General features: G+C 51.1%; 18 protein-coding genes. 10 read left to right on the forward strand and 8 right to left on the reverse strand.

Translation table 11 applies throughout. From position 1 onward, the window contains the following. Positions 1 to 33: 33 nt before the first annotated feature. Positions 34 to 2,088 (forward strand): amylo-alpha-1,6-glucosidase, encoded by a 2,055-nt coding sequence (locus AC5JLP_RS15110; RefSeq protein ID WP_496068749.1) that lies wholly within the window; start codon positions 34 to 36, stop codon positions 2,086 to 2,088. Positions 2,089 to 2,361: 273 nt separating this feature from the next. On the opposite strand, the gene AC5JLP_RS15115 is transcribed toward AC5JLP_RS15110, so the two are convergent. Beyond that, entirely contained in the window at positions 2,362 to 3,147 is a 786-nt protein-coding gene (locus AC5JLP_RS15115) for a pentapeptide repeat-containing protein (RefSeq protein ID WP_496068750.1), read from the reverse strand. A gap of 371 nt (positions 3,148 to 3,518) precedes the next feature. Between AC5JLP_RS15115 and AC5JLP_RS15120 the strand changes: the two genes are divergently transcribed. Continuing rightward, positions 3,519 to 4,907 carry a glutamine synthetase family protein gene (locus tag AC5JLP_RS15120; protein ID WP_496068751.1) on the forward strand — a complete coding sequence of 463 codons (1,389 nt, stop codon included), beginning with the start codon at positions 3,519 to 3,521 and terminating at the stop codon, positions 4,905 to 4,907. 274 nt (positions 4,908 to 5,181) lie between these two features. On the opposite strand, the gene AC5JLP_RS15125 is transcribed toward AC5JLP_RS15120, so the two are convergent. From AC5JLP_RS15125 to AC5JLP_RS15135, 3 genes are all read right to left on the reverse strand, one after another. Continuing rightward, positions 5,182 to 5,940: a metallophosphoesterase family protein gene (locus AC5JLP_RS15125; RefSeq protein ID WP_496068752.1), complete on the reverse strand. Its 759-nt coding sequence runs from the start codon at positions 5,938 to 5,940 to the stop codon at positions 5,182 to 5,184. A 279-nt stretch (positions 5,941 to 6,219) separates the two neighbouring features. Further along, positions 6,220 to 6,942: a DUF1995 family protein gene (locus tag AC5JLP_RS15130; RefSeq protein WP_496068753.1), complete on the reverse strand. Its 723-nt coding sequence runs from the start codon at positions 6,940 to 6,942 to the stop codon at positions 6,220 to 6,222. Positions 6,943 to 7,213: 271 nt separating this feature from the next. Continuing rightward, the gene (locus tag AC5JLP_RS15135; RefSeq protein ID WP_496068754.1) at positions 7,214 to 7,813 is read right to left on the reverse strand and encodes a hypothetical protein; all 600 of its coding nucleotides are present in this window, start codon (positions 7,811 to 7,813) and stop codon (positions 7,214 to 7,216) included. A gap of 203 nt (positions 7,814 to 8,016) precedes the next feature. On the opposite strand from AC5JLP_RS15135, the gene AC5JLP_RS15140 reads away from it, so the two are divergent. After that, the gene (locus AC5JLP_RS15140) at positions 8,017 to 8,385 is read left to right on the forward strand and encodes a histidine kinase (protein WP_496068755.1); all 369 of its coding nucleotides are present in this window, start codon (positions 8,017 to 8,019) and stop codon (positions 8,383 to 8,385) included. Positions 8,386 to 8,522: 137 nt separating this feature from the next. Here the strand turns inward: AC5JLP_RS15140 and AC5JLP_RS15145 are convergent, their stop codons facing one another. Further along, positions 8,523 to 9,704 (reverse strand): DUF2252 domain-containing protein, encoded by a 1,182-nt coding sequence (locus AC5JLP_RS15145; RefSeq protein ID WP_496068756.1) that lies wholly within the window; start codon positions 9,702 to 9,704, stop codon positions 8,523 to 8,525. 294 nt (positions 9,705 to 9,998) lie between these two features. Between AC5JLP_RS15145 and AC5JLP_RS15150 the strand changes: the two genes are divergently transcribed. The 4 genes from AC5JLP_RS15150 to AC5JLP_RS15165 all read left to right on the forward strand — a co-directional run bounded on the left by AC5JLP_RS15150 (position 9,999) and on the right by AC5JLP_RS15165 (position 13,581). After that, a complete protein-coding gene (locus tag AC5JLP_RS15150; RefSeq protein ID WP_496068757.1) occupies positions 9,999 to 10,298 on the forward strand; it encodes a hypothetical protein in 300 nt (99 codons plus the stop codon). Between the two features lie 48 nt (positions 10,299 to 10,346). Next, on the forward strand, positions 10,347 to 10,784 hold the full coding sequence (locus tag AC5JLP_RS15155; protein ID WP_496068758.1) for a heavy metal-responsive transcriptional regulator: 438 nt from the start codon (positions 10,347 to 10,349) through the stop codon (positions 10,782 to 10,784). A gap of 162 nt (positions 10,785 to 10,946) precedes the next feature. Further along, on the forward strand, positions 10,947 to 12,914 hold the full coding sequence (locus AC5JLP_RS15160; protein WP_496068759.1) for an ABC-F family ATP-binding cassette domain-containing protein: 1,968 nt from the start codon (positions 10,947 to 10,949) through the stop codon (positions 12,912 to 12,914). A gap of 82 nt (positions 12,915 to 12,996) precedes the next feature. Further along, a complete protein-coding gene (locus AC5JLP_RS15165; protein WP_496068760.1) occupies positions 12,997 to 13,581 on the forward strand; it encodes a Uma2 family endonuclease in 585 nt (194 codons plus the stop codon). 35 nt (positions 13,582 to 13,616) lie between these two features. Here AC5JLP_RS15165 and AC5JLP_RS15170 read toward each other — a convergent pair whose 3' ends face one another. Beyond that, on the reverse strand, positions 13,617 to 13,754 hold the full coding sequence (locus tag AC5JLP_RS15170) for a hypothetical protein (protein ID WP_496068761.1): 138 nt from the start codon (positions 13,752 to 13,754) through the stop codon (positions 13,617 to 13,619). Positions 13,755 to 14,020: 266 nt separating this feature from the next. On the opposite strand from AC5JLP_RS15170, the gene AC5JLP_RS15175 reads away from it, so the two are divergent. From AC5JLP_RS15175 to AC5JLP_RS15185, 3 genes are all read left to right on the forward strand, one after another. After that, positions 14,021 to 15,103 carry a mannose-1-phosphate guanylyltransferase gene (locus tag AC5JLP_RS15175; RefSeq protein ID WP_496068762.1) on the forward strand — a complete coding sequence of 361 codons (1,083 nt, stop codon included), beginning with the start codon at positions 14,021 to 14,023 and terminating at the stop codon, positions 15,101 to 15,103. 81 nt (positions 15,104 to 15,184) lie between these two features. Further along, the gene (locus AC5JLP_RS15180) at positions 15,185 to 16,837 is read left to right on the forward strand and encodes an ABC1 kinase family protein (protein WP_496068763.1); all 1,653 of its coding nucleotides are present in this window, start codon (positions 15,185 to 15,187) and stop codon (positions 16,835 to 16,837) included. A gap of 95 nt (positions 16,838 to 16,932) precedes the next feature. Next, on the forward strand, positions 16,933 to 17,826 hold the full coding sequence (locus AC5JLP_RS15185) for a transposase (RefSeq protein ID WP_496068764.1): 894 nt from the start codon (positions 16,933 to 16,935) through the stop codon (positions 17,824 to 17,826). Between the two features lie 238 nt (positions 17,827 to 18,064). Here the strand turns inward: AC5JLP_RS15185 and AC5JLP_RS15190 are convergent, their stop codons facing one another. Continuing rightward, on the reverse strand, positions 18,065 to 18,325 hold the full coding sequence (locus AC5JLP_RS15190) for a hypothetical protein (protein WP_496068765.1): 261 nt from the start codon (positions 18,323 to 18,325) through the stop codon (positions 18,065 to 18,067). Between the two features lie 28 nt (positions 18,326 to 18,353). Further along, entirely contained in the window at positions 18,354 to 18,506 is a 153-nt protein-coding gene (locus tag AC5JLP_RS15195; protein WP_496068766.1) for a hypothetical protein, read from the reverse strand. Positions 18,507 to 18,558 lie beyond the last annotated feature (52 nt).

Below are 18,558 nucleotides of genomic sequence, written 5' to 3' on the forward strand. Positions count from 1 at the left end.
ATTTCTAGAAGGGCTGTCAATGCCTGCATGGTCATGAACGAGCTGGATACGCGAGAATGGCTGCTGACAAATGGGTTGGGGAGTTTTGCAAGCGGGACGGTTTGTGATGCTCGCACCCGAACGTATCACGGTTGGTTAGTGGCTGCGATCGACCCACCCCGGCAGCGAACGCTGTTGTTCTCTCATCTAGAGGCTAGCCTGGAAGTCAGTGGTTTGATCTTTGCGCTAGGCACCAACTTCTGGACTTCTGACAAGGTTGATCCCCAGGGCTATCGGTTATTGCGCGAGTTTAGCATTGATCCTGTGCCGACTTGGGTTTGGGGTTTAGGAGAGCAGTGGCAGCTACACCGTCAGATCATGATGCCCTACGGGTTGGCGCAGGAGGAGCCTTCGCCAGGGTCAGCCTTGCCCAGTCAGCCTGTGCATCGAGTGTTGGTGGCATACCGCTATACAGGCAACCAGTTAGCCGTATTGCGCTTGCGACCCATTATGGGCGATCGAGTCTTTCATCATCATCAACAGGAATCACCAACGCTTTCCTTTTCTCAGTTAGTGGGTGCCAACCAGGTCTTTCTGCAAGCGCTGCATGCTGGCAAGACAGGCACGCCCTGGGAACTCTCCTGGAGCCACGGACACTATCAACCAGAAGAGACCTGGTATTGGAACTATTACTATCCAGAAGAAGCAAACCGTGGCTTAGATTATCTAGAAGATTTGTTCAGTCCTGGGTATTTGACCGTTTCGTTGCAGCCGGGTGAAACGGTAACGCTAGAAGCGCGGGTTGGCCTCCCTGTATCCAGTCCCCATCCACTAAACTCAGTCACTGTTGAGCAAGCAATAAAAGTTCAGCAGCAGCGGTTAGACCGTGATTTTTTGCACTTGCCGACCATTGATCGCAATCAAACAATATGGGAATCCTTACTGCGGGCAAGCGATCAATTTATTGCGTATCAGTCGGCGCAGAAGGCACCCACCATCATTGCTGGCTACCACTGGTTTAGCGATCGTACTCGCGATACTTTGCTCTGCTTACCAGGCTTTGCGCTCACCACCAAGCGGTTTTTATTGGCACGAAGAATGCTCGATCAATTGGGGCGATCGACCTCTCAGGGGCTAATCCCCAATTGGTTGCCAGATAGTCGCGGTGATGCGGTCTACCGCAACCTCGATTGCGCTCTGTGGTGGATCGAGATGCTGGGGCTATATCTACAAACCACCCAGGATTGGGATTTTCTGGTTGATCAGTACGAAGTGGTCAAGCAAATCTATAAAGGGTTTACGGCTGGCACGCTGCATAATATTCGCGTCGATGCTTCAGATGGGCTAGTGACTTGGGATGATGCCACCACACCGTTGACCTGGATGGATACACTGGTCGCGGGTGAAGCTGTAACCCCGCGACATGGCAAACCCGTTGAAATTAATGCCCTCTGGTACTCGGCGCTTTGTTGGTCAAGTCAGTGGGCAACGCTGCTAGCAGAGCGTCCTGATGGTGAGAACACCGATCGCCTGCTCAATCAAGCTCGACGCTATGCCCAACAGGCAGAGCAGGTCAAAGATTCCTTACAAACGTTTTGGCATCCTCAGCAAAACTACCTCTACGATCGCATTGAGCCAGACGATCGCCTGGATGGCACCATTCGCCCAAATGCAGTTTTAGCCCTATCGCTCCACCACACCGCTTTTACAGTCGAGCAATCCCGTCAAATTCTCTCCACAGCGCGCGATCGTTTGCTGACACCCTATGGACTCCGCAGCCTTGACCCAGACGCACCAGCCTATTTAGGCACCTGTAGCGGTTCTCCCCGCCAGCGGGATTGGGCATACCACCAGGGCACCGTTTGGAGTTGGCTCCTTGGACCGTATATTCGTGCCTGGAGCCGTTTCTACCCAGGAGAACCCCTACCAATCGATTTACAGCCACTCCTGACCCACTTTCGAGAGCAAGGCTGCTTCAATGCGATCGCCGAAATTTTTGATGGCGATGCACCCCACACCCCACGCGGCGCGATCGCCAGTGCCATCACGATCGCCGAGTTGCTCCGCCATTGGCAGGAGTTGGGATGGGAGGAGAAGGGTGAGGGATGAGAAGTTTTGAGTTTTGAATTTTGAGTTGAAGAACGATCAGCGGTCAGTGGAGAAGTTTTGAGTTTTGAATTAAAGAGCGGTCAGCGGAGAAGTTTTGAGTTTTGAATTTAAAGAGCAATCAGCGGTTAGCAGTCACCAGCTATCAGCCGTCAGCCAACCGTAAAACGGAAGTAAGCTAAAGCTTTCAAGGCTCATCTGTCCAGCTTGCTTCTAACAACCAACAACTTTTCTTGAATGCCCAATGGGCTATACAACTAACAACTTCTTCTACTCTCACGGCAAAAAGAGTTGCAACAGCGTTCCCAAAGCACTCAGCAGGTTAATGCCAAAGCCGTTCCCCGTTTTTGGCTCTTTGGGCGGCGTTTCTAACGTTTTAATCGACTTTTGAATGTCTAACGCGGTCTTTGTGTCGCCCTGCGCTGTGAAGAGTTTATCTGCTTGCTTTAAATCCGCGATCGCCCCGACGCGATCGCTTACTTGGAGCCGTGCTAACCCTCGCCCTAGATAAGCTGGCGCAAAATCGGCTTTACGTGCAAGGGTCTGGGTAAAGTTCTCAACGGCGGAGGCGTAGTTTTTCTGCTCAGCATCTGCCATAGCCCATTGGTAAAACTCCTCTGGACTGCCCACCGCGTTAGATAGACCGATCGCCCCTCGAAACTGGGTACGCTCTAAATTTGCGCCTTGTAAGGTGGCATTCGTCAGGTAAGCGTAACGCAGGTCGGCAGCAGCCAGATTTGCGCTATCCAGGTTGGCTCCGGTCAGATTAGCACCCGACAAACTCGCTCCTGCCAACGTTGCACCCCGCAAATCGGCTCCTTCTAAATTGGCTCGACTGAGATTTGCTTGACTAAGATTCGCCTGACGTAAATCTGCGCCCCGTAGATCGGCATACACTAAACCCGCATTGCTGAGATCACAGCCAGAACACTGCCTGGTTGCCAGCAACGCCTGCGTTTGCGCTGGGTTGTCTGCCCGCACGGGCAACGTCAAGCTCAAAGCCAATAGCACCGTGCATTCTACAAATACAGCTGCGTGAATCGGCGAACGTTGGACTCTCATAGCGATCGATCAAAAAGAACGAGAAGCCTCATCATTTAACTCTAAGTTCTCGCTCTAGGCACAACTAATTCAAAACTTCAAGTGTATTCCGTACTATCCAAAAGCGGCATTCGCACAGAAAACAGCTTAAACACGATACTGATTTTTCACCGTCTTAGTCGTAAACTAGCTCAACGCAAGCATCCTGCTCGTCTTGGCAGTGCTACTGAGTAGCTAGGCATCACTAAACTAGAAATGGTTTAGGGGGTGGAGGGATAAAACCCCCTGCCTGGGGGCAACCCCCTCAAAGAACCTTTTACAAATCATTGTGCTTACCTATTTAACAAAAGTAACGCCAAGCTTTGAGCCATATCGCAATTTAAGGAGTATTCATGGGTAAATCCACAGTACGCGGCATGTTAGACGTTGAAACGTTGAAACAGATGGTTGCAGATGAACAAATTGAGACCGTCATCACCGTCATGCCAGACATTTATGGACGCTTGATGGGCAAACGCATTACAGGTGATTATTTCGTCCATGATGTGCTGGAGGAGAACGTCCACGCCTGCGACTATCTGCTTGCCTGCGATATGGAGATGGATCCTGTACCGGGCTACCAATTTACAAGCTGGACAAGCGGCTACGGTGATTTTCGTTTGGTGCCTGATTTAAGCACGCTACGCATTGCGTCCTGGCTGGAGAAAACCGCGATCGTGCTCTGTGACGTGCTGAACGAAGAGGAAGACATCCCTGTTAACATCGCGCCTCGCAATCTGCTCCGCAAGCAGCTAGAAGCCGCCAAAGCGCTGGGATATACCCTCATGGGTGCATCGGAACTAGAGCTATATCTCTTTGCCGATTCCTACGAAGCAGCCCGTAAAAAGCACTATCACGACTTGCAGCCGATCGGCGCTTACATTGAGGACTACCACATTTTTCAGGGCACCAAAGAAGAGTTTGTGATTGGTGCCATTCGTAAGCATCTTGATCGCTCTGGTATTCCCGTTGAAACCTCCAAAGGTGAGTGGGGCCCAGGGCAGCAAGAAATCGGCCTGCGCTATACCGACTTTCTGGAAATGTGCGATCGGCACGTTCTTTACAAACATGCCGCTAGAGAAATCGCGTGGCAAAACGACGCGGCTGTCACCTTTATGGCGAAATGGGATGAACGCTACGCAGGCTCCAGCATGCATATTCACGCCAGCCTCTGGAATGAAGCAGGCAAACCGCTCTTTCCTGGTGATGAAGCCTTTGGCCCCGTCCACAGTTCACCCTTGTTTCGCTGGTTTCTCGGCGGCTGGATGACCCATATCCGAGAAATCTTCGCCTTCTATGCCCCCTACCCTGCGTCCTACAAACGCTACGTCGCGGGATCATTCGCCCCTACCGGGATCGCCTGGTCCTATGACAATCGCACTGCAGGCTTTCGGGTGCTGGGGCATGGAGCCTCCTTACGGTTAGAGTGCCGCGCACCTGGGGCCGATGCTAATCCGTACCTGGCGTTTGCAGTGACCCTGGCGGCTGGCCTGGACGGCATTAAAAACAAAATCGAGCCACCCCCCATGTTTGAGGGAGACGTGTATGCCGCACGAGATCTGCCACAAGTGCCCTTCAGCTTAAATGAATCCATCCACGAACTTGAGAAGAGTACCTGGGCGCGAAGCGTCCTCGGCGATGATGTCGTTACACACTACTTGCATTTCTTTCGCACCGAGCAGCGCAAGTTTGACGAAGTAGTCACCAGTTGGGAACGAGCGCGGTATTTTGAACGCGCGTAAGCTAAAAGGCAGCAGGCTGACGGCAGAACGCAAAACCGCGCCCATCAGTGTTTTGATGATGGCGATGTGTCCTACAGCGGTTATTGATTGGTTAAGCTACAGTTCTTTGAGGAGGGGTGTGGGGTTTAGAGTGTCGGGTGTGGTGAATGCAAGGAAAAATGGCTGTAATTCATCCAGGTACCGCTATAGACTCACCCTCTGCATAACCATGTGTAGGGACGTTACATGTAATGTCCCTATGCACAATCTTCGGATAGGCTACGAGCGTTTGGACTTAAAGAAACAAGGCTTGGCGATGCGCTAACACTTTTGCGGGTTCGATTTCAGTTACGGCTTCATCTAGCGGCAGCATCCGCACGCAACGTTTGAAGACGTTCGCCTGGTAAACGCGACGATTGGTCATATCAACGCCTGTTAGCCAACCACTTCTGGGATGATACGCACCTGTGTCGATATCCAGCCAGCCATGACCTCGTGCTAACTCCCCTGGGGCAACGTTTGGCAGCGTAAAGGTGATCGTATGCCCCGTCACAATGAGCTTGTCCGCAAAGTATGGTTTGGGGCTGCTGTGAAATTCATCCCGAATCCAGCAAAACTCTTGCGTTGTTTGAGCCTGAATGGGCAAGTTGGGATGAACACCCGCATGAACCAGCCACAAATCGCCTAGATCAAGATAAACGGGAAGTGTTCTCAGCCACTCAATGTGGTCAGCTCGAATGCCCGCATCACCATAGCTGGCAACCGTCGCGCGGCCACCACTGTAGAGCCAAGCCTGCAAGGCAGGATGAAACACGCGTCCATTGGGAAACGCATCGAGCAAAAGCTGTTCGTGGTTCCCCAGCAGGCAGTTGTAGCCATTCTCCTGGACAAAGCTGATCACATCGGCGCTATCTGGGCCACGATCGATTAAATCACCCAAAAAATAAAGCTGATCACCAGTACCCGGTGCGATCGCCTCCAGTAGCGTCATCAAACCTTCGTAGTGACCGTGTACATCGCCAATGATGATACGACGATGATTAGCTTCACTCATGCAATCGCCTTCTGTGTAATCTTTGAGCCATCTTTTAGCAGCTTAACCGTACTCTATAACACAATGATAATCAGGCAAATCATTGCTGCAAAGCCTCGGCTGAGCCTTTTCTTTTTAAGGTGATTTGAATCACTAAACTCATTATGCCCTGATTTTTTTTCCCGTTCCAGGTCAGGTATTAAAGATTACATTTAGCAGTGAGAAATTTACTAAAGGTTCACTGTCCTGCTTGATGCCAAAACAGCCAAACATAGGTCTGGTCTGGCATCAAGCCAAAACTTACTGCCCTAAGGCTCTAAGAAAGCGCTGCATCTCTTCAATCACAGTCCGCTTTGGTGAAGCTTGTGCGCCGCCAGCTTGAAGCAATTGTTCCAGCCGTTCAGTGCTCGGTTTTTCCAATTCTTCTGCCACCAACGCATAGGTATTGTCAGTCTCAAGCCACACTTGCCAGGGTGCGGGATAACAGCGCAATAATGCGGTTCGATCGAAGGGACGTAGGTAATAACACGGCTCAAAGGTATTGAGAAACCGTTCACGAATTTTACGCGCGGCATAGCCAATACCAACGGCACCAATATCCTCTAGGCGTGGAGTAAATAAGACGACAGGGCGATCGCCAGCAGCGGTACAAACTTGCTCTACTGGTGAAACTTCCACCGAAGAAGGTGCGATCAAGAGAAACAATTCATCAGCGGGACTTACTAGTTCTTCCACAGAAGTTGTTTGCCGTGATCCAGCCACATCCAAACTGCAAATGTTGAAAGACGTTTCGCCCCAATCACGTCTTGCCAGTGCAGCAGCCCCAGCATCCGTGAAAAACACTTTTAGCCCAGCCCCCATGCTGCTAAAGATCGAAAGATACTGAAACGCAATAGGGGTAGGCTTTAGCTCTGGTAGCAATAAATCAATTTGTAGACGAGTATAGCCAGCCGCGATCGCAGCTTGGGTAGCGCTTTGTGCTTGCACGATCGCGGCTTCTAACGTTTGAGGAAATTCAACCATGAGTGCGAGTGGGGCCAACAAGTTAGAGAACTGAGGACAGGGAAACCAGTAGCCAGGATGCGGTTTTTTATTACCTACAAGACATCTTTGCTGAAAATGCGGTCGGTAGAAATCAGTTAGTAGGAACCATCAGTATAAAAGCCACTCGTGACTCCTGGTTGATTCGTACAGAAAGTTTCTATCGAGAGAAGTGCACACTTAAAAACGGGGGCAAGCGTTTGAGTGCTTGACCCCGTTCAGCAAGTATAATGACGGCGGTTTTAACTACAGATTAATCCTTGTTGATGATTGCATTCGGTTCTAAAAACCACACAGCGTAACCTTGAACAGCCTTAGTAATGACAGCACCCACATCTTTGCGCTGTAACCTGGCAGCAAGCGTAAGTGCCTGCTGTTGAGTTGTCACTACTTTCAGCAAGCCGTAATACCTGCCCTCAAACAGCACGGCGGCTAAACGCTGATCTGAATCTGGCAGGCTGATGTGACACGCTTTGTAATCGCTGCGAGATTCAAGAATTTTGCAGGCAGGTACATCGGTGACTTGAGCAAGTGCTTGAGACGGCGATCGCGGACACGCATCAACATAGGCTTCAGGCTCTAGCCGCCAAATGGCATAGCCTTTAGCCAGTCTGGTAATGACGGCTGCTTTACCTGCGGATGTCAATCGTGTAGCAACTTCGAGCGATCGTGAACGGTCTTGTACCACTTTGACAAGGCTGTAATACTCATCGTCCACCACAACGGCTGCCACTCGATAATCTTCTTCTGGCAGGCAAATGTGGCAGGAACGATATTGATCACGAGATTCTAGTATTTTAGGAATCAGATTCAAAGGATCTACGGACAGTGGAGAGTGCGTCGGGACTAGCATGAACTGACCTCAAATAGATGCTCCAAAAGGGTCACTTTTTGAGATGCTCTTTCTAAGAACCTCAAAAAAACTTCACCAGGATGGCTTTATTCTGCCTGGTGTAGCACTACAACTGAAACCGTGATAACGCGCATTTTCAGCCTTTTGGCGTAGAACGATTCCGGGTTGAACCGAGTTAGCCTCCTGCTTAAAACTTAAATTCCATGTCTCATCCTTGCCATATCGTCGTAGTAGGTAATCCTGCTATTATTTATGCCAGTCGAAACGGTACGCCGGATCGTATGCTGCCGATTCTCAAGCGATTTCTCGATAAGTTTTGGCAAGAGCGCGATTTAGCAGGAGAAACTAGCAACACGCCTGAGTGCCTGGTCGCCCAAATTGTCGTCCGCTTTGGTTTTGAAATTTGTGAAGATGACTTCTCCAATTTGCGTGTCGGCGTGCGGTACGACCCCAACGTCGAATACCTTTATGCGATATCGTTGGAACGCGATATCAATGTGTGGGTGCCAGAAGATTCCTACCGACAAGAGCCAGAGCTTGGGCTGACGGGCTGTCGGCGATGGGAGGGATGAGGGCTGGGGGATGGAAAAGTTTTGAGTGTTGAGTTCTGAGTTAAAGAGCGGTCAGCAGTCAGCCGTTAACCCGCTCCCCACTCCCCATTTCCAACTTCTGCCTTTTGCCTTTTGCCCTCCTGCTTTCTGCCCTTCTCTCACAGTTTGGCGTTGCAGAATGTTTGATAATCAGCGTCTACTTGAATGGCGTAGGTGCGGGCATACTCTAACAGGGGTTGGTGCCAGACAGCCGTTTGAGCAAAGGTGATGAGGTCGTCGGCGATCGCAGAGCCTTGTCTTCCACCACTGAGCAGTTGGCCCCAAGCAGTAACCTCTGCCATTGTTTCGATGACTTTGCGTAACCGACGAAGTTTGCCATTCCATTGGCTGAGGTTAACTTCATCGTCCATTGGCTGTAACTCGCGCAAGACGTAAGCTTGCCCATCGAGTTCTACAGTGTCTAGCAAGGCAGGAGGAGACCATTGTACGCGTTGCTGAATAGTTACAATCCGATCGGCTTGGGTTGACCATTGAGGTTGTGCCAGAGTCAGGTACGGCTGTAACGACGAAGTACAGCTGTACTTGAGATCCAAAAGGTAGTTAGCGTTGGGTGAACCGTTGCCTTCAACCAGTAGAATGTAGCGCTCAAGCCCCAGACTGCCCGTACCCGCAACGCGATAAGCAACATCAAGAAGACGAAAGAATTTTGGTTTCTTCTGTTTTGCAGCCCAGGTTTGTATGAGGATCTCGATTTGTTTGCGCTGGGTTTTGGTGATGGGACGGGCTTTTTCGTTGAGCAACAGTCGCCGCGTTTTGCCAACTTTTTCTGTGCGCTTATCGAGAAATTCTTTGCGTTTTCTTAGCTTCAGACTGTCTATCAGTTCTTTGACTAAGCCTGTTGAGGTATCGCGGTTGACCATGCCAACCTGTCCCTTTGATAGCACCCTGGTATAGGCTGTGAGAAAGTTTTGGCAAAGCGCCTGAGCATCGGTGTCGTCGATATTTAGACTATGGGCTGCGACCAAAATCGAGGTCAAAAACCGTGCTAAATCCCACGTGCAAGGAGCCAGAGCGGCTTCATCAAAATCATTGATATCGAAATAGACCAAGCGATCGTTCCCTTTGTAAGTGCCAAAGTTTTCGAGATGCAGATCGCCACAAATCCATACAGGGGGAGCCTCGTTGAGCGCTGAGCGTGCTGGAAAATTTTCGTAGAATAGATGGCAGGTGCCACGCAGAAACGCAAAGGCATTTTGCCGCATAGTCTGATATTTGAGGGCAAGTAGCTCTGGTCTACGGTTTCGATTAAACTGCTGAATACGATCGACAAGGTCTGCCATGCTGGTTCTGATACAGGCGCTGAAGATTTTGTTTGAAGAAAATAAAAGCGTGAATGGGATGCGATTCTAGCACTAGCATTACGGATTGAAAAGTTGCTGCTATCAGTTGTTGGGTTACCCGCTTGAGGAAAAAGACGCTCAGTAACAACTGTTACAGGAGAGCGGAGCCGTCTCTAAGGTAGTTTATGGCTTCGACACTAGCAGTCTGTCAACTCAAAGTTGACATTCTATTAGCACCCTAGAATAGAAGATGAGGGCAAGGAGAAGCCCATAGAGATGCTAGTGGGGGTAAACATGCATTCAGGCTGGTCACGCGTTTTGCGATCGACGTATCAAAGAGATCCCGCTATCAGCTTTGTGCTTACGGCTGGAGTCGTGGAAGCCGCGATCGGTGGGTTGAATGAACACTGGTCACTGCTAACCTTTGGGTTAGGGACTGCTGGCGTTGCGATTACACTGCGCTTCTGGCAACAGCGTCGTCAAGTCGCCAAGTGGACTGAGCGTGCACCCGTATATACCCTTTCTGCCGCTGATGCTCGCCCCAGGCTCCCAGAGCTAAAGCCTAAGCGTAAGCTAGCGAGCGGTAAACGCTAAGTCTGTAGTGATTCGGTAATCGATCGTTGATTGAGGATGAGTAACAAAATGGTGATCTCTGCAGCAAACCGTGCTTCTACAAAACGACTCTTAAAAATCGGTGCAGTCGCAGTCAATAGCGGTTTACCCGTGAAAACGATTCGCTACTACGAAGAGATTGGGCTCCTGACTCCCACGGTTGAGCGATCAGAGGTAAACTATCGGCTCTTCAACGAAACCGTATTGAATCGTCTAGCCTTTATTAAGCGCGCACAAACCCTTGGGTTAACGCTTACCGAAATCAAAGCGATTCTGACGGTGCATGACGAAGGCGAACTGCCTTGCTGCGAAGTAAAGCAGCATCTTCAGGACAAAGTGGCGATCGTCAGCCAACAAATTAAGGCTCTAGAAACCCTTCGTACAGAACTCAACGGCATTCTTTCTGGTTGGCAGGAACACCCACCTGTACATTTGATTGAGCAAACAATTTGCCCCAATCTTCAGTGAGGATGAAGGCTAAAGGATGAAAATTTGATAAGACTTACGGCAGAAGAGATCCGTCACTCTCCTTGCCCCCTGCTCCCCTTAGCCCTCACGAGTGCTACGGTAGAACGGTGCTGAATAGAGCGAGGCGCTACTATTCATTAATTCAATCGCCAGACGCATCCGATGAGTATTTTTACGCTGCGATCGCTCCATAAAGACTTTGGGATCAAAGAGATTTTGCGTGATGCCAGCTTCAGCCTGGATGATGGCGACAAGGTAGGGCTAATTGGCACCAATGGGTCGGGCAAATCGACCCTCCTAAAAATGATTGCGGGTCAGGAGTCGATCGACAGTGGTGAAATGCTGGTTAACCCCAGCGTGCGGATTGTCTATCTGTCTCAGCAGCCAGAGCTAGACGACGATCTCACCGTGCTAGAGCAAGTGTTTGCCGACAGTGGCGATCAAATGGCGTTGGTGCGCGAGTTTGAAGAAATTTCTGACAAACTGGCGCATGGACACGGCGATCACGAACAACTGATGGCAAAGCTTTCCAGTCTGACCCACCAGCTAGACGCGACCGGAGCCTGGGATCTGGAAACCAACGCCAAAATTATTTTGACTAAACTAGGCATTGAGGACTTTGATGCCACAATTAGCGCTCTGTCGGGTGGCTACCGTAAGCGTATCGCTCTAGCAGCGGCACTGCTCTCTGAACCCGACGTGCTGCTCATGGATGAGCCAACTAACCATCTCGATGCCCTTTCAGTGGAATGGCTGCAAGGTTATCTCAATCGCTTTCGAGGCGCACTGCTGCTAATTACCCACGATCGCTACTTTCTCGATCGCGTTACCAATCGCATTCTAGAGATCGATCGAGGCGACCTCTACACTTACAGCGGCAACTATTCCTACTACTTAGAAAAGAAAGCCCTCGCCGAAGAATCCGCTGCCAGCACCGAGCGCAAACATCAAGGAGTATTGCGCCGCGAACTGGAATGGCTCAAACGCGGCCCCAAAGCTCGAAGCACCAAGCAAAAAGCGCGGATCGATCGCATTCGCGCCATGCAGGCAACTGAATTCAAACAAGGTCATGGCAAAGTTGATATCGCCACAGCAGGACGACGCATTGGCAAGAAGGTCATTGAACTGGTGAACGTCTCAAAGGGCTATGGCGATCGCACCCTCATCAACGGCTTCACCTACGAATTTAGCCCTGAAGATCGCGTCGGTATCATTGGCGGCAACGGCGTGGGCAAATCTACCCTGATGGACATCATCACTGGACGCTTGCAGCCCGACTCTGGCACCGTCGAAACTGGCTCCACCATTCACATTGGCTACTTTGACCAGCACTCCGACGACCTCACCCTCAACCCCGACCAGCGCGTCATCGACTACCTCAAAGACGTCGCCGAACTGGTGAAAATCGCCGATGGCACCGTCATTACCGCCTCCCAAATGCTGGAGCGCTTTCTCTTTCCTGGCAATCAACAGTACGCGCCCATCAGCAAACTCTCTGGTGGCGAAAAGCGCCGTCTCTTCCTGCTGCGCGTCCTCATGAGTGCGCCCAACGTCCTCATTCTAGACGAACCCACCAACGACCTCGACGTGCAAACCCTCGCCGTCCTGGAGGATTACCTCGAAGACTTCAACGGCTGCGTCATCGTCGTCTCCCACGATCGCTACTTCCTCGATCGCGTCGTCGATACCATCTTCGCCTTTGAACCCAACGGCACCCTGCGCCAGTATCCGGGGAATTACTCGGTGTATTTGGACTATAAGCAGGCAGAGGAGGAGTCAGGAGTCAGAAGTCAGGAGTCAGAAGGAAAAGGGGGCAAGGGGCAAGGGGACAAAGAATCGCCATCACTAGCCAACAACCAACAACTAAAAACCAACAACTCCGCAAACTCAAAACTCAAAACTCAAAACTCTCAAAAGCTTTCCTACAAAGAAAAACGCGAATTTGAGCAGTTAGAGACTCAGATTCCCAAGATGGAAGCCGAAAAAGAACAGATTGAGAAAACGCTGTACCAAAATCCGCCCTCTGGCTTCACCGAAGTACAAAAACTCTCTGCACGGTTGGCTGAGTTAACGGACGCGATCGACACCGCCACCGATCGCTGGTTAGAATTATCAGAATTAGACTCCTAACGATCGTTCTGGTCCGCCATTAGCTTTTATCCTTTATCCTTAAGCCTTTATCCTTCTTCCATCCCTCATCCCTCTCCTCCCCATGTCCGCCCTCACCCTCACCCTACATCCCACCCTGGAGCTGACCGACGACCAGTTCTATGATCTCTGCCAGCACAACCGAGATTTACGCATCGAACGTACTGCAAATGGAGAACTGCTCATTATGGCTCCCGTAGGTGGTGAAGGCGGTTGGCGGAACAGCAAACTCACTCAACAAGTGGGCAATTGGGAAAACACAAACGATCGCGGCATTGCGTTCGATTCCTCTACGGGCTTTAAATTACCGAACGGCGCAGATCGATCGCCCGATGTTGCCTGGGTCAGCCGCGATCGATGGGATGCTCTTACACCGGAGCAAAAGCGCAAATTTCCGCCTCTTTGTCCCGACTTTGTCATCGAACTGCGCTCCGAAAGCGATTCTCTCCAGACCCTACAGGCAAAAATGCGGGAGTATATTGAAAATGGTGCGCGTCTCGGTTGGCTGATTGATCCCAAAAACCAGCGAGTGGAAATTTATCGTCCAGGGCAGCCTGTTGAAGTGCTGCAAAACCCAGCAACGCTCTCAGGCGAGGAGGTACTACCAGGGTTTGTGTTAGATCTCAAGCCAATCTTTAGCAATCTTTGAATCAGCAAGTGGATCAGTAACACGGTAAAGCGCCCTTACCCATTGGGGTCGGTCAGGACGCTTTTCAATTCCTCAGCCGTTTTCGATCTGTGCTGTGGTACGAGCGCGATCGCGTCTGTTGACAAACGCTCCAACGAAGGATGAAGCCGCGTTGAGTGCTGATGAGGAATCATCTGAAGACCAGCTGACAATTACTGTCTTTCTGCAAGCTGCATGAGAGTGAAAAGAATCGGTGAAGCAGGTACAGAAATGCCCGCTATCGTGTGAACATTCACTTAGAATCGGGGCGATGCTGCCAGAGCTATACCGCGTTGAAACGATGAGTTGAGACGATGACACGCCGTTGGAGTCTTTTGGGCGGCATCTAATATCGCAATTTTCTATCGCAATTTTCAGAGACACGCCCATTTACTCGATCGCAACGGAGCCAATGCCAACGATGTCTACTCCATCTCTCGTACCCGTCATTCTTGCAGGTGGAAAGGGTGAGCGCTTTTGGCCCCTCAGCCGTAGAAATCGCCCCAAGCAGTTTCTCAGCCTGGATGGCAGCGGTCGCAGTTTGCTTCAGGCAACAGCAGAACGGCTCTTGTCGATCGCGGATGGCTGGTCATCCATCTTTGTTGTCACCGCCTCTCATCTGGCAGACGGCGTGAGAGAGCAACTGCCTGATCTGCCCGAAGCCAACTTGCTAGTCGAGCCAGAAGGCCGTGATACGGCTCCCGCTGTAACCTGGAGCACCCTACAAATTGCTGAACGCTATGGCAAAGATACCGTCGTTGCCTTTTTCCCTGCCGATCATTGGATTGCTGATAACGCAACCTTTGAGGCCACATTGCATGCGGCGGCAGAACTCGCTTGTAAAGAAGACGCGATCGTCACGCTAGGCATTACGCCAACCTTCCCCTCTACAGGCTACGGCTACATCCAAGCAGGCGAAACGATCGGCACTTTTGGCACGCAGGGTGAGCAGAAAGGCTTTCCCGCCTATCGCGTCACGCGCTTTACCGAAAAGCCCGATCGCGACACCGCAGAGCAGTTCCTTGCCACAGGCACCTTTAGCTGGAACAGCGGCATGTTCGTCTTCCGTGCTGAGGTGGCGCTGGATGAGCTATTAGTCTACGCGCCCGAAATCTTGAGTCCACTGGAAGAACAGGGCGTGGATGCCTATTCCACCCTGCCCAAAAAGAGTATTGACTACGCCCTGATGGAGAAAACCCAGCAGGCTTATGTGCTACCCGTTGCTTTTGGTTGGGATGACCTGGGCGACTGGAACGCGATCGAACGCCTGCTCAAAGGCGAAGACTCAAACGTCGAACTTGCCCGCCACATTGGGTTAGACACTCATGGCGCACTTTTCTATGCCACCGAGCAAGATGACCTCATCGTTACGATCGGCCTTGAAGACACGGTAATCGTGCGCGATGGCAAAGTCACCCTTATTGTTAAAAAAGACCGCACACAAGAGATCAAGCAAGTACTCAAAGAAATTCAAGCCGATCCGCAGTTCAAAGATCTGCTTTAGTTGTTAGGTTTTAGGGGTTAGTTGTAGAGTCTTCAAGAAGACCTCCCGACTAACTGCTAACAACCAACAACTAACAACTGCATGTTCTCCCGCATCGCCCAATCCAGTGCTCGCCAACGCGAAATTGCCGAAGTTGTCCTCCGCAACGGTTGGGGCTATATGCGGCGACTGCTTACTGGCACCAAAGCCGAAGAACCGCAACTGCCGCCCCCTACCGTCCTGCGTAACATCCTGGTTGAGCTAGGTCCTGTCTACGTCAAGCTAGGGCAGTTGCTCAGCACGCGCCCCGATCTGCTGCCGCCCGAATACATTACCGAACTAACCGCACTTCAGGCTGAAGTGCCCTCCGTCGCGTGGCAAGAAGTCGAGGTCGTCATTCGGCAGCAGTTGCGTCGTCCACTCGAAGAGGTGTTTACGACGATTAACCATCAGCCCGTTGCGGCTGGCTCGATTGCTCAGACGCATCGAGCAACCCTGGCGGATGGGCGAGAAGTTGCGCTTAAAATTCAGCGCCCCGGCATTGAGGCGATCGTCGATCAGGATATAACGCTCATTCGTAGTCTCGCCGATCTGGTGTCGCGCACCAACTTCGGCAAGTATTACGACCTCAAAGCGCTGGCAGAAGAATTCGCCATCGCACTCATCGGCGAGTTGGACTTTATGCTAGAAGCCACTCACACCGATCAGCTTCGCAGTAACCTCTCTAGCAGCCGTTGGTTCGACCCCAAGCAGCTAGTTGTCCCCGAAATTTATTGGAACCTGACAACAGAGAAACTGCTAGTCATGGAATGGCTTGATGGAGTGCCCCTATTGCAAGGGACGTTCTCTGGTGCTAGACATGGCGGCGATGCCATAGCCGAAAGTCGAGCGATCGTTGCATTGTTGGTGAACGCCTTCTTTCAGCAAATCTACATCGACGGCTTCTTTCATGCCGATCCGCATCCCGGCAACCTCTTTTACTTAAGGGATGGTCGCGTAGCGTTGTTAGACTGCGGGATGGTTGGTCGCCTTGATCCTCGCACTCAACAAGTGTTGACCGAAATGCTGCTGGCGATCGTCAACCTGGACGCTCAGCGTTGTACCCAACTCACCCTGCAACTGGCAGAATCGGTGCAGCCCGTCAACCTGGCGCAGCTCGAAAGCGACTACGATCGCCTCCTGCGTCGTTATTACAACCTCAACCTGGCGCAGGTCAACTTCAGCCAGCTTTTTTACGAAATTCTCCAGCGAGCGAGGGCAAACCATCTCCGCGTTCCCGGCAATATGGGACTCTATGCCAAAACGCTCGCAAATTTAGAAAGCGTTGCCCGCAAGCTTGACCCCGACTTTAACCTGTCCGACCAGATCAAGCCACTCATGACCGACCTGTTTCGACGACAACTGGTGGGTGAGGCACCCCTTCAAGCACTCCTGCGTACTGCGCTGGATCTCAAAACCTTGTCGCTCCAGTCGCCACGCCAACTGGAACTGCTGCTTGAGCGCGTCACCTCTGAAACGCTCCAATGGAACCTGAATCTACGTGATCTCGATCCCCTCCGTCGCAGCGTAGACGACTCTGCCAATCGTCTTTCGTTTAGTATTGTGGTCGGTGCTTTGATTATGGGAGCCGCAACGATCTTGGCGAACGATCGCACTGGTCGGCTCTTTTGGGTCAGCAGCACCCTTTTCTTTTCGGCTAGCTTTCTCGGACTCTGGCTGATTGTGAGTATTCTGCGCTCAGGCAGGCTCCGATAACGAGTGATCACCCATATTTGATCACAAACAATAAAGTTGGAAATTAGACATGTCGGGAAATAGGCGAGAATGGAGAGCAGCGACAGAATAAGGCGATGCTGAATATTGCACGGGTGCTGAACCAAGATCGATTGCTGCGGGCACTCACTGGCTTGAACCGAAAGGCGTTTAATGCCCTACTGGAAGCCTTTGCTCCCCTGTATGAACAAACTCGCCAGACTCAACCGCGTCAACGAGCCGTCGGTGGAGGACGGAAAGCTCGTTTACTTAGCACTCAAGAGAAGCTGTTTTTCATCTTGTTCTACTTCAAGTGCTACCCCACCTTTGATTTAGCTGGCATTATTTTCGATTTGCACCGTTCTCAAGCGCATGAGTGGATGCATCGTCTCCAGCCGATTCTGGAGCAAACCTTGGGCGAAAAGCTGGTTTTGCCTGAGCGTAAACTCGCTAGCCTTGAGGTCTTTTTCGAGCGTTTTCCAGCGGTTAAGCGGGTGATGATCGATGGGACAGAACGCCCCATCCAACGCCCTCAAGACCCTGAAGCGCAACAATTAAACTATTCAGGCAAGAAGAAGCGGCATACCCGCAAACATCTCGCGGCAGTCGATGAAACGAAGCGAGTGCTGGTTTGGAGCAAGGCACGCGAAGGTAAATTGCATGACAAAAAGTTTCATGACCAAGAGGATATTGCAGGCAGTGTCCCAGATGCTATTCCTATCGAAGTAGACTTAGGCTTTCTGGGCTTGCAGAAGGAGTATGACAACATCCATCTACCGCACAAGAAACCGAGAGGAGGAGAACTCAGTGAGCCTCAAAAACAGGAAAATCGGGCGTTGAGTCAATCCCGTGTTGTCTGTGAAAAAGCGTTTGCGGGAGTCAAACGCTACAACGCCGTCAGTATGATTGATCGCAATCGAATCGAGGAGTTTGATGATCACTTGATGTTGACAGCAGCAGGATTATGGAACTTCTACTTGGTCGCTGCTTAGAAAGAGGCTACTCGAAAACCAGCAGTGACTCATTCATTATTATTTCCCAACAACTCTAGTCGATCAGCTTTTGAAATCTCGGTCATTTTTAGGGGAGCGATCGTCCTGATCAGTGTCAGCTTGATCTTCATTAGACCTCCTGCGCGAATACTTAAAAGCCCCCTCCCGTCCCCCAAGTTTGGGGGAAGCTAAAACTGATGCCCCCCAAATTTGGGGGGATGGGGGGGCAAAATCTGATTCATGCAGGAAGTCTAATGACAACCAGTTTTCTCACGACTTCAGGTGTCTCGACAGTTTGAGCCAGCGTTGCCAGATCAATCGGTCGATCGTTCTTAGGAGAATCATCCACCTCAACGTCAATGACAACAAGCTCTCTCACCGTTTCAGAGCCATCAACCGTGTTACCAGCGCTTTCTACCTCCAGATCCTGCCCGGTGTTTTTGAGCGAACGGACTACATCTGGGTTTTCCGAGTCAGGCTGTTGCGTCTCTTCGCTCATGGTGAATCTTCTTTGAATCGATGGGTTACTAAATCGGTACTGCTAATTCTACGGCTCCCAATGCTTTGAGTGTCACTCTCTGAGCTGGGGTTAAGCCGATCGCGCTGGTGATATTCATGCCTTCATAAGGGCGATCGACTCGGAGCATTTTCAAACAGGTGCCAGTGCTAAGTAGTTCCACTTAGGATTATGGATTCAATAAAACCGGAAATCATAGTGATTGCGGCTTAGCA

This window comes from Stenomitos rutilans (assembly GCF_059505485.1).

Excerpts from the sequence above, each read along its gene's own strand:
- AC5JLP_RS15140 (WP_496068755.1), top strand. The coding sequence starts at position 8,017 with ATGTCTCATCCTTGCCATATCGTCGTAGTAGGTAATCCTGCTATTATT.
- AC5JLP_RS15165 (WP_496068760.1), top strand. The coding sequence starts at position 12,997 with ATGTCCGCCCTCACCCTCACCCTACATCCCACCCTGGAGCTGACCGAC.
- AC5JLP_RS15125 (WP_496068752.1), bottom strand. The coding sequence starts at position 5,940 with ATGAGTGAAGCTAATCATCGTCGTATCATCATTGGCGATGTACACGGT.
- AC5JLP_RS15160 (WP_496068759.1), top strand. The coding sequence starts at position 10,947 with ATGAGTATTTTTACGCTGCGATCGCTCCATAAAGACTTTGGGATCAAA.
- AC5JLP_RS15120 (WP_496068751.1), top strand. The coding sequence starts at position 3,519 with ATGGGTAAATCCACAGTACGCGGCATGTTAGACGTTGAAACGTTGAAA.
- AC5JLP_RS15185 (WP_496068764.1), top strand. The coding sequence starts at position 16,933 with ATGCTGAATATTGCACGGGTGCTGAACCAAGATCGATTGCTGCGGGCA.
- AC5JLP_RS15130 (WP_496068753.1), bottom strand. The coding sequence starts at position 6,942 with ATGGTTGAATTTCCTCAAACGTTAGAAGCCGCGATCGTGCAAGCACAA.
- AC5JLP_RS15145 (WP_496068756.1), bottom strand. The coding sequence starts at position 9,704 with ATGGCAGACCTTGTCGATCGTATTCAGCAGTTTAATCGAAACCGTAGA.
- AC5JLP_RS15110 (WP_496068749.1), top strand. The coding sequence starts at position 34 with ATGAACGAGCTGGATACGCGAGAATGGCTGCTGACAAATGGGTTGGGG.
- AC5JLP_RS15170 (WP_496068761.1), bottom strand. The coding sequence starts at position 13,754 with ATGATTCCTCATCAGCACTCAACGCGGCTTCATCCTTCGTTGGAGCGT.
- AC5JLP_RS15175 (WP_496068762.1), top strand. The coding sequence starts at position 14,021 with ATGTCTACTCCATCTCTCGTACCCGTCATTCTTGCAGGTGGAAAGGGT.
- AC5JLP_RS15150 (WP_496068757.1), top strand. The coding sequence starts at position 9,999 with ATGCATTCAGGCTGGTCACGCGTTTTGCGATCGACGTATCAAAGAGAT.
- AC5JLP_RS15115 (WP_496068750.1), bottom strand. The coding sequence starts at position 3,147 with ATGAGAGTCCAACGTTCGCCGATTCACGCAGCTGTATTTGTAGAATGC.
- AC5JLP_RS15155 (WP_496068758.1), top strand. The coding sequence starts at position 10,347 with ATGGTGATCTCTGCAGCAAACCGTGCTTCTACAAAACGACTCTTAAAA.
- AC5JLP_RS15180 (WP_496068763.1), top strand. The coding sequence starts at position 15,185 with ATGTTCTCCCGCATCGCCCAATCCAGTGCTCGCCAACGCGAAATTGCC.
- AC5JLP_RS15190 (WP_496068765.1), bottom strand. The coding sequence starts at position 18,325 with ATGAGCGAAGAGACGCAACAGCCTGACTCGGAAAACCCAGATGTAGTC.
- AC5JLP_RS15135 (WP_496068754.1), bottom strand. The coding sequence starts at position 7,813 with ATGCTAGTCCCGACGCACTCTCCACTGTCCGTAGATCCTTTGAATCTG.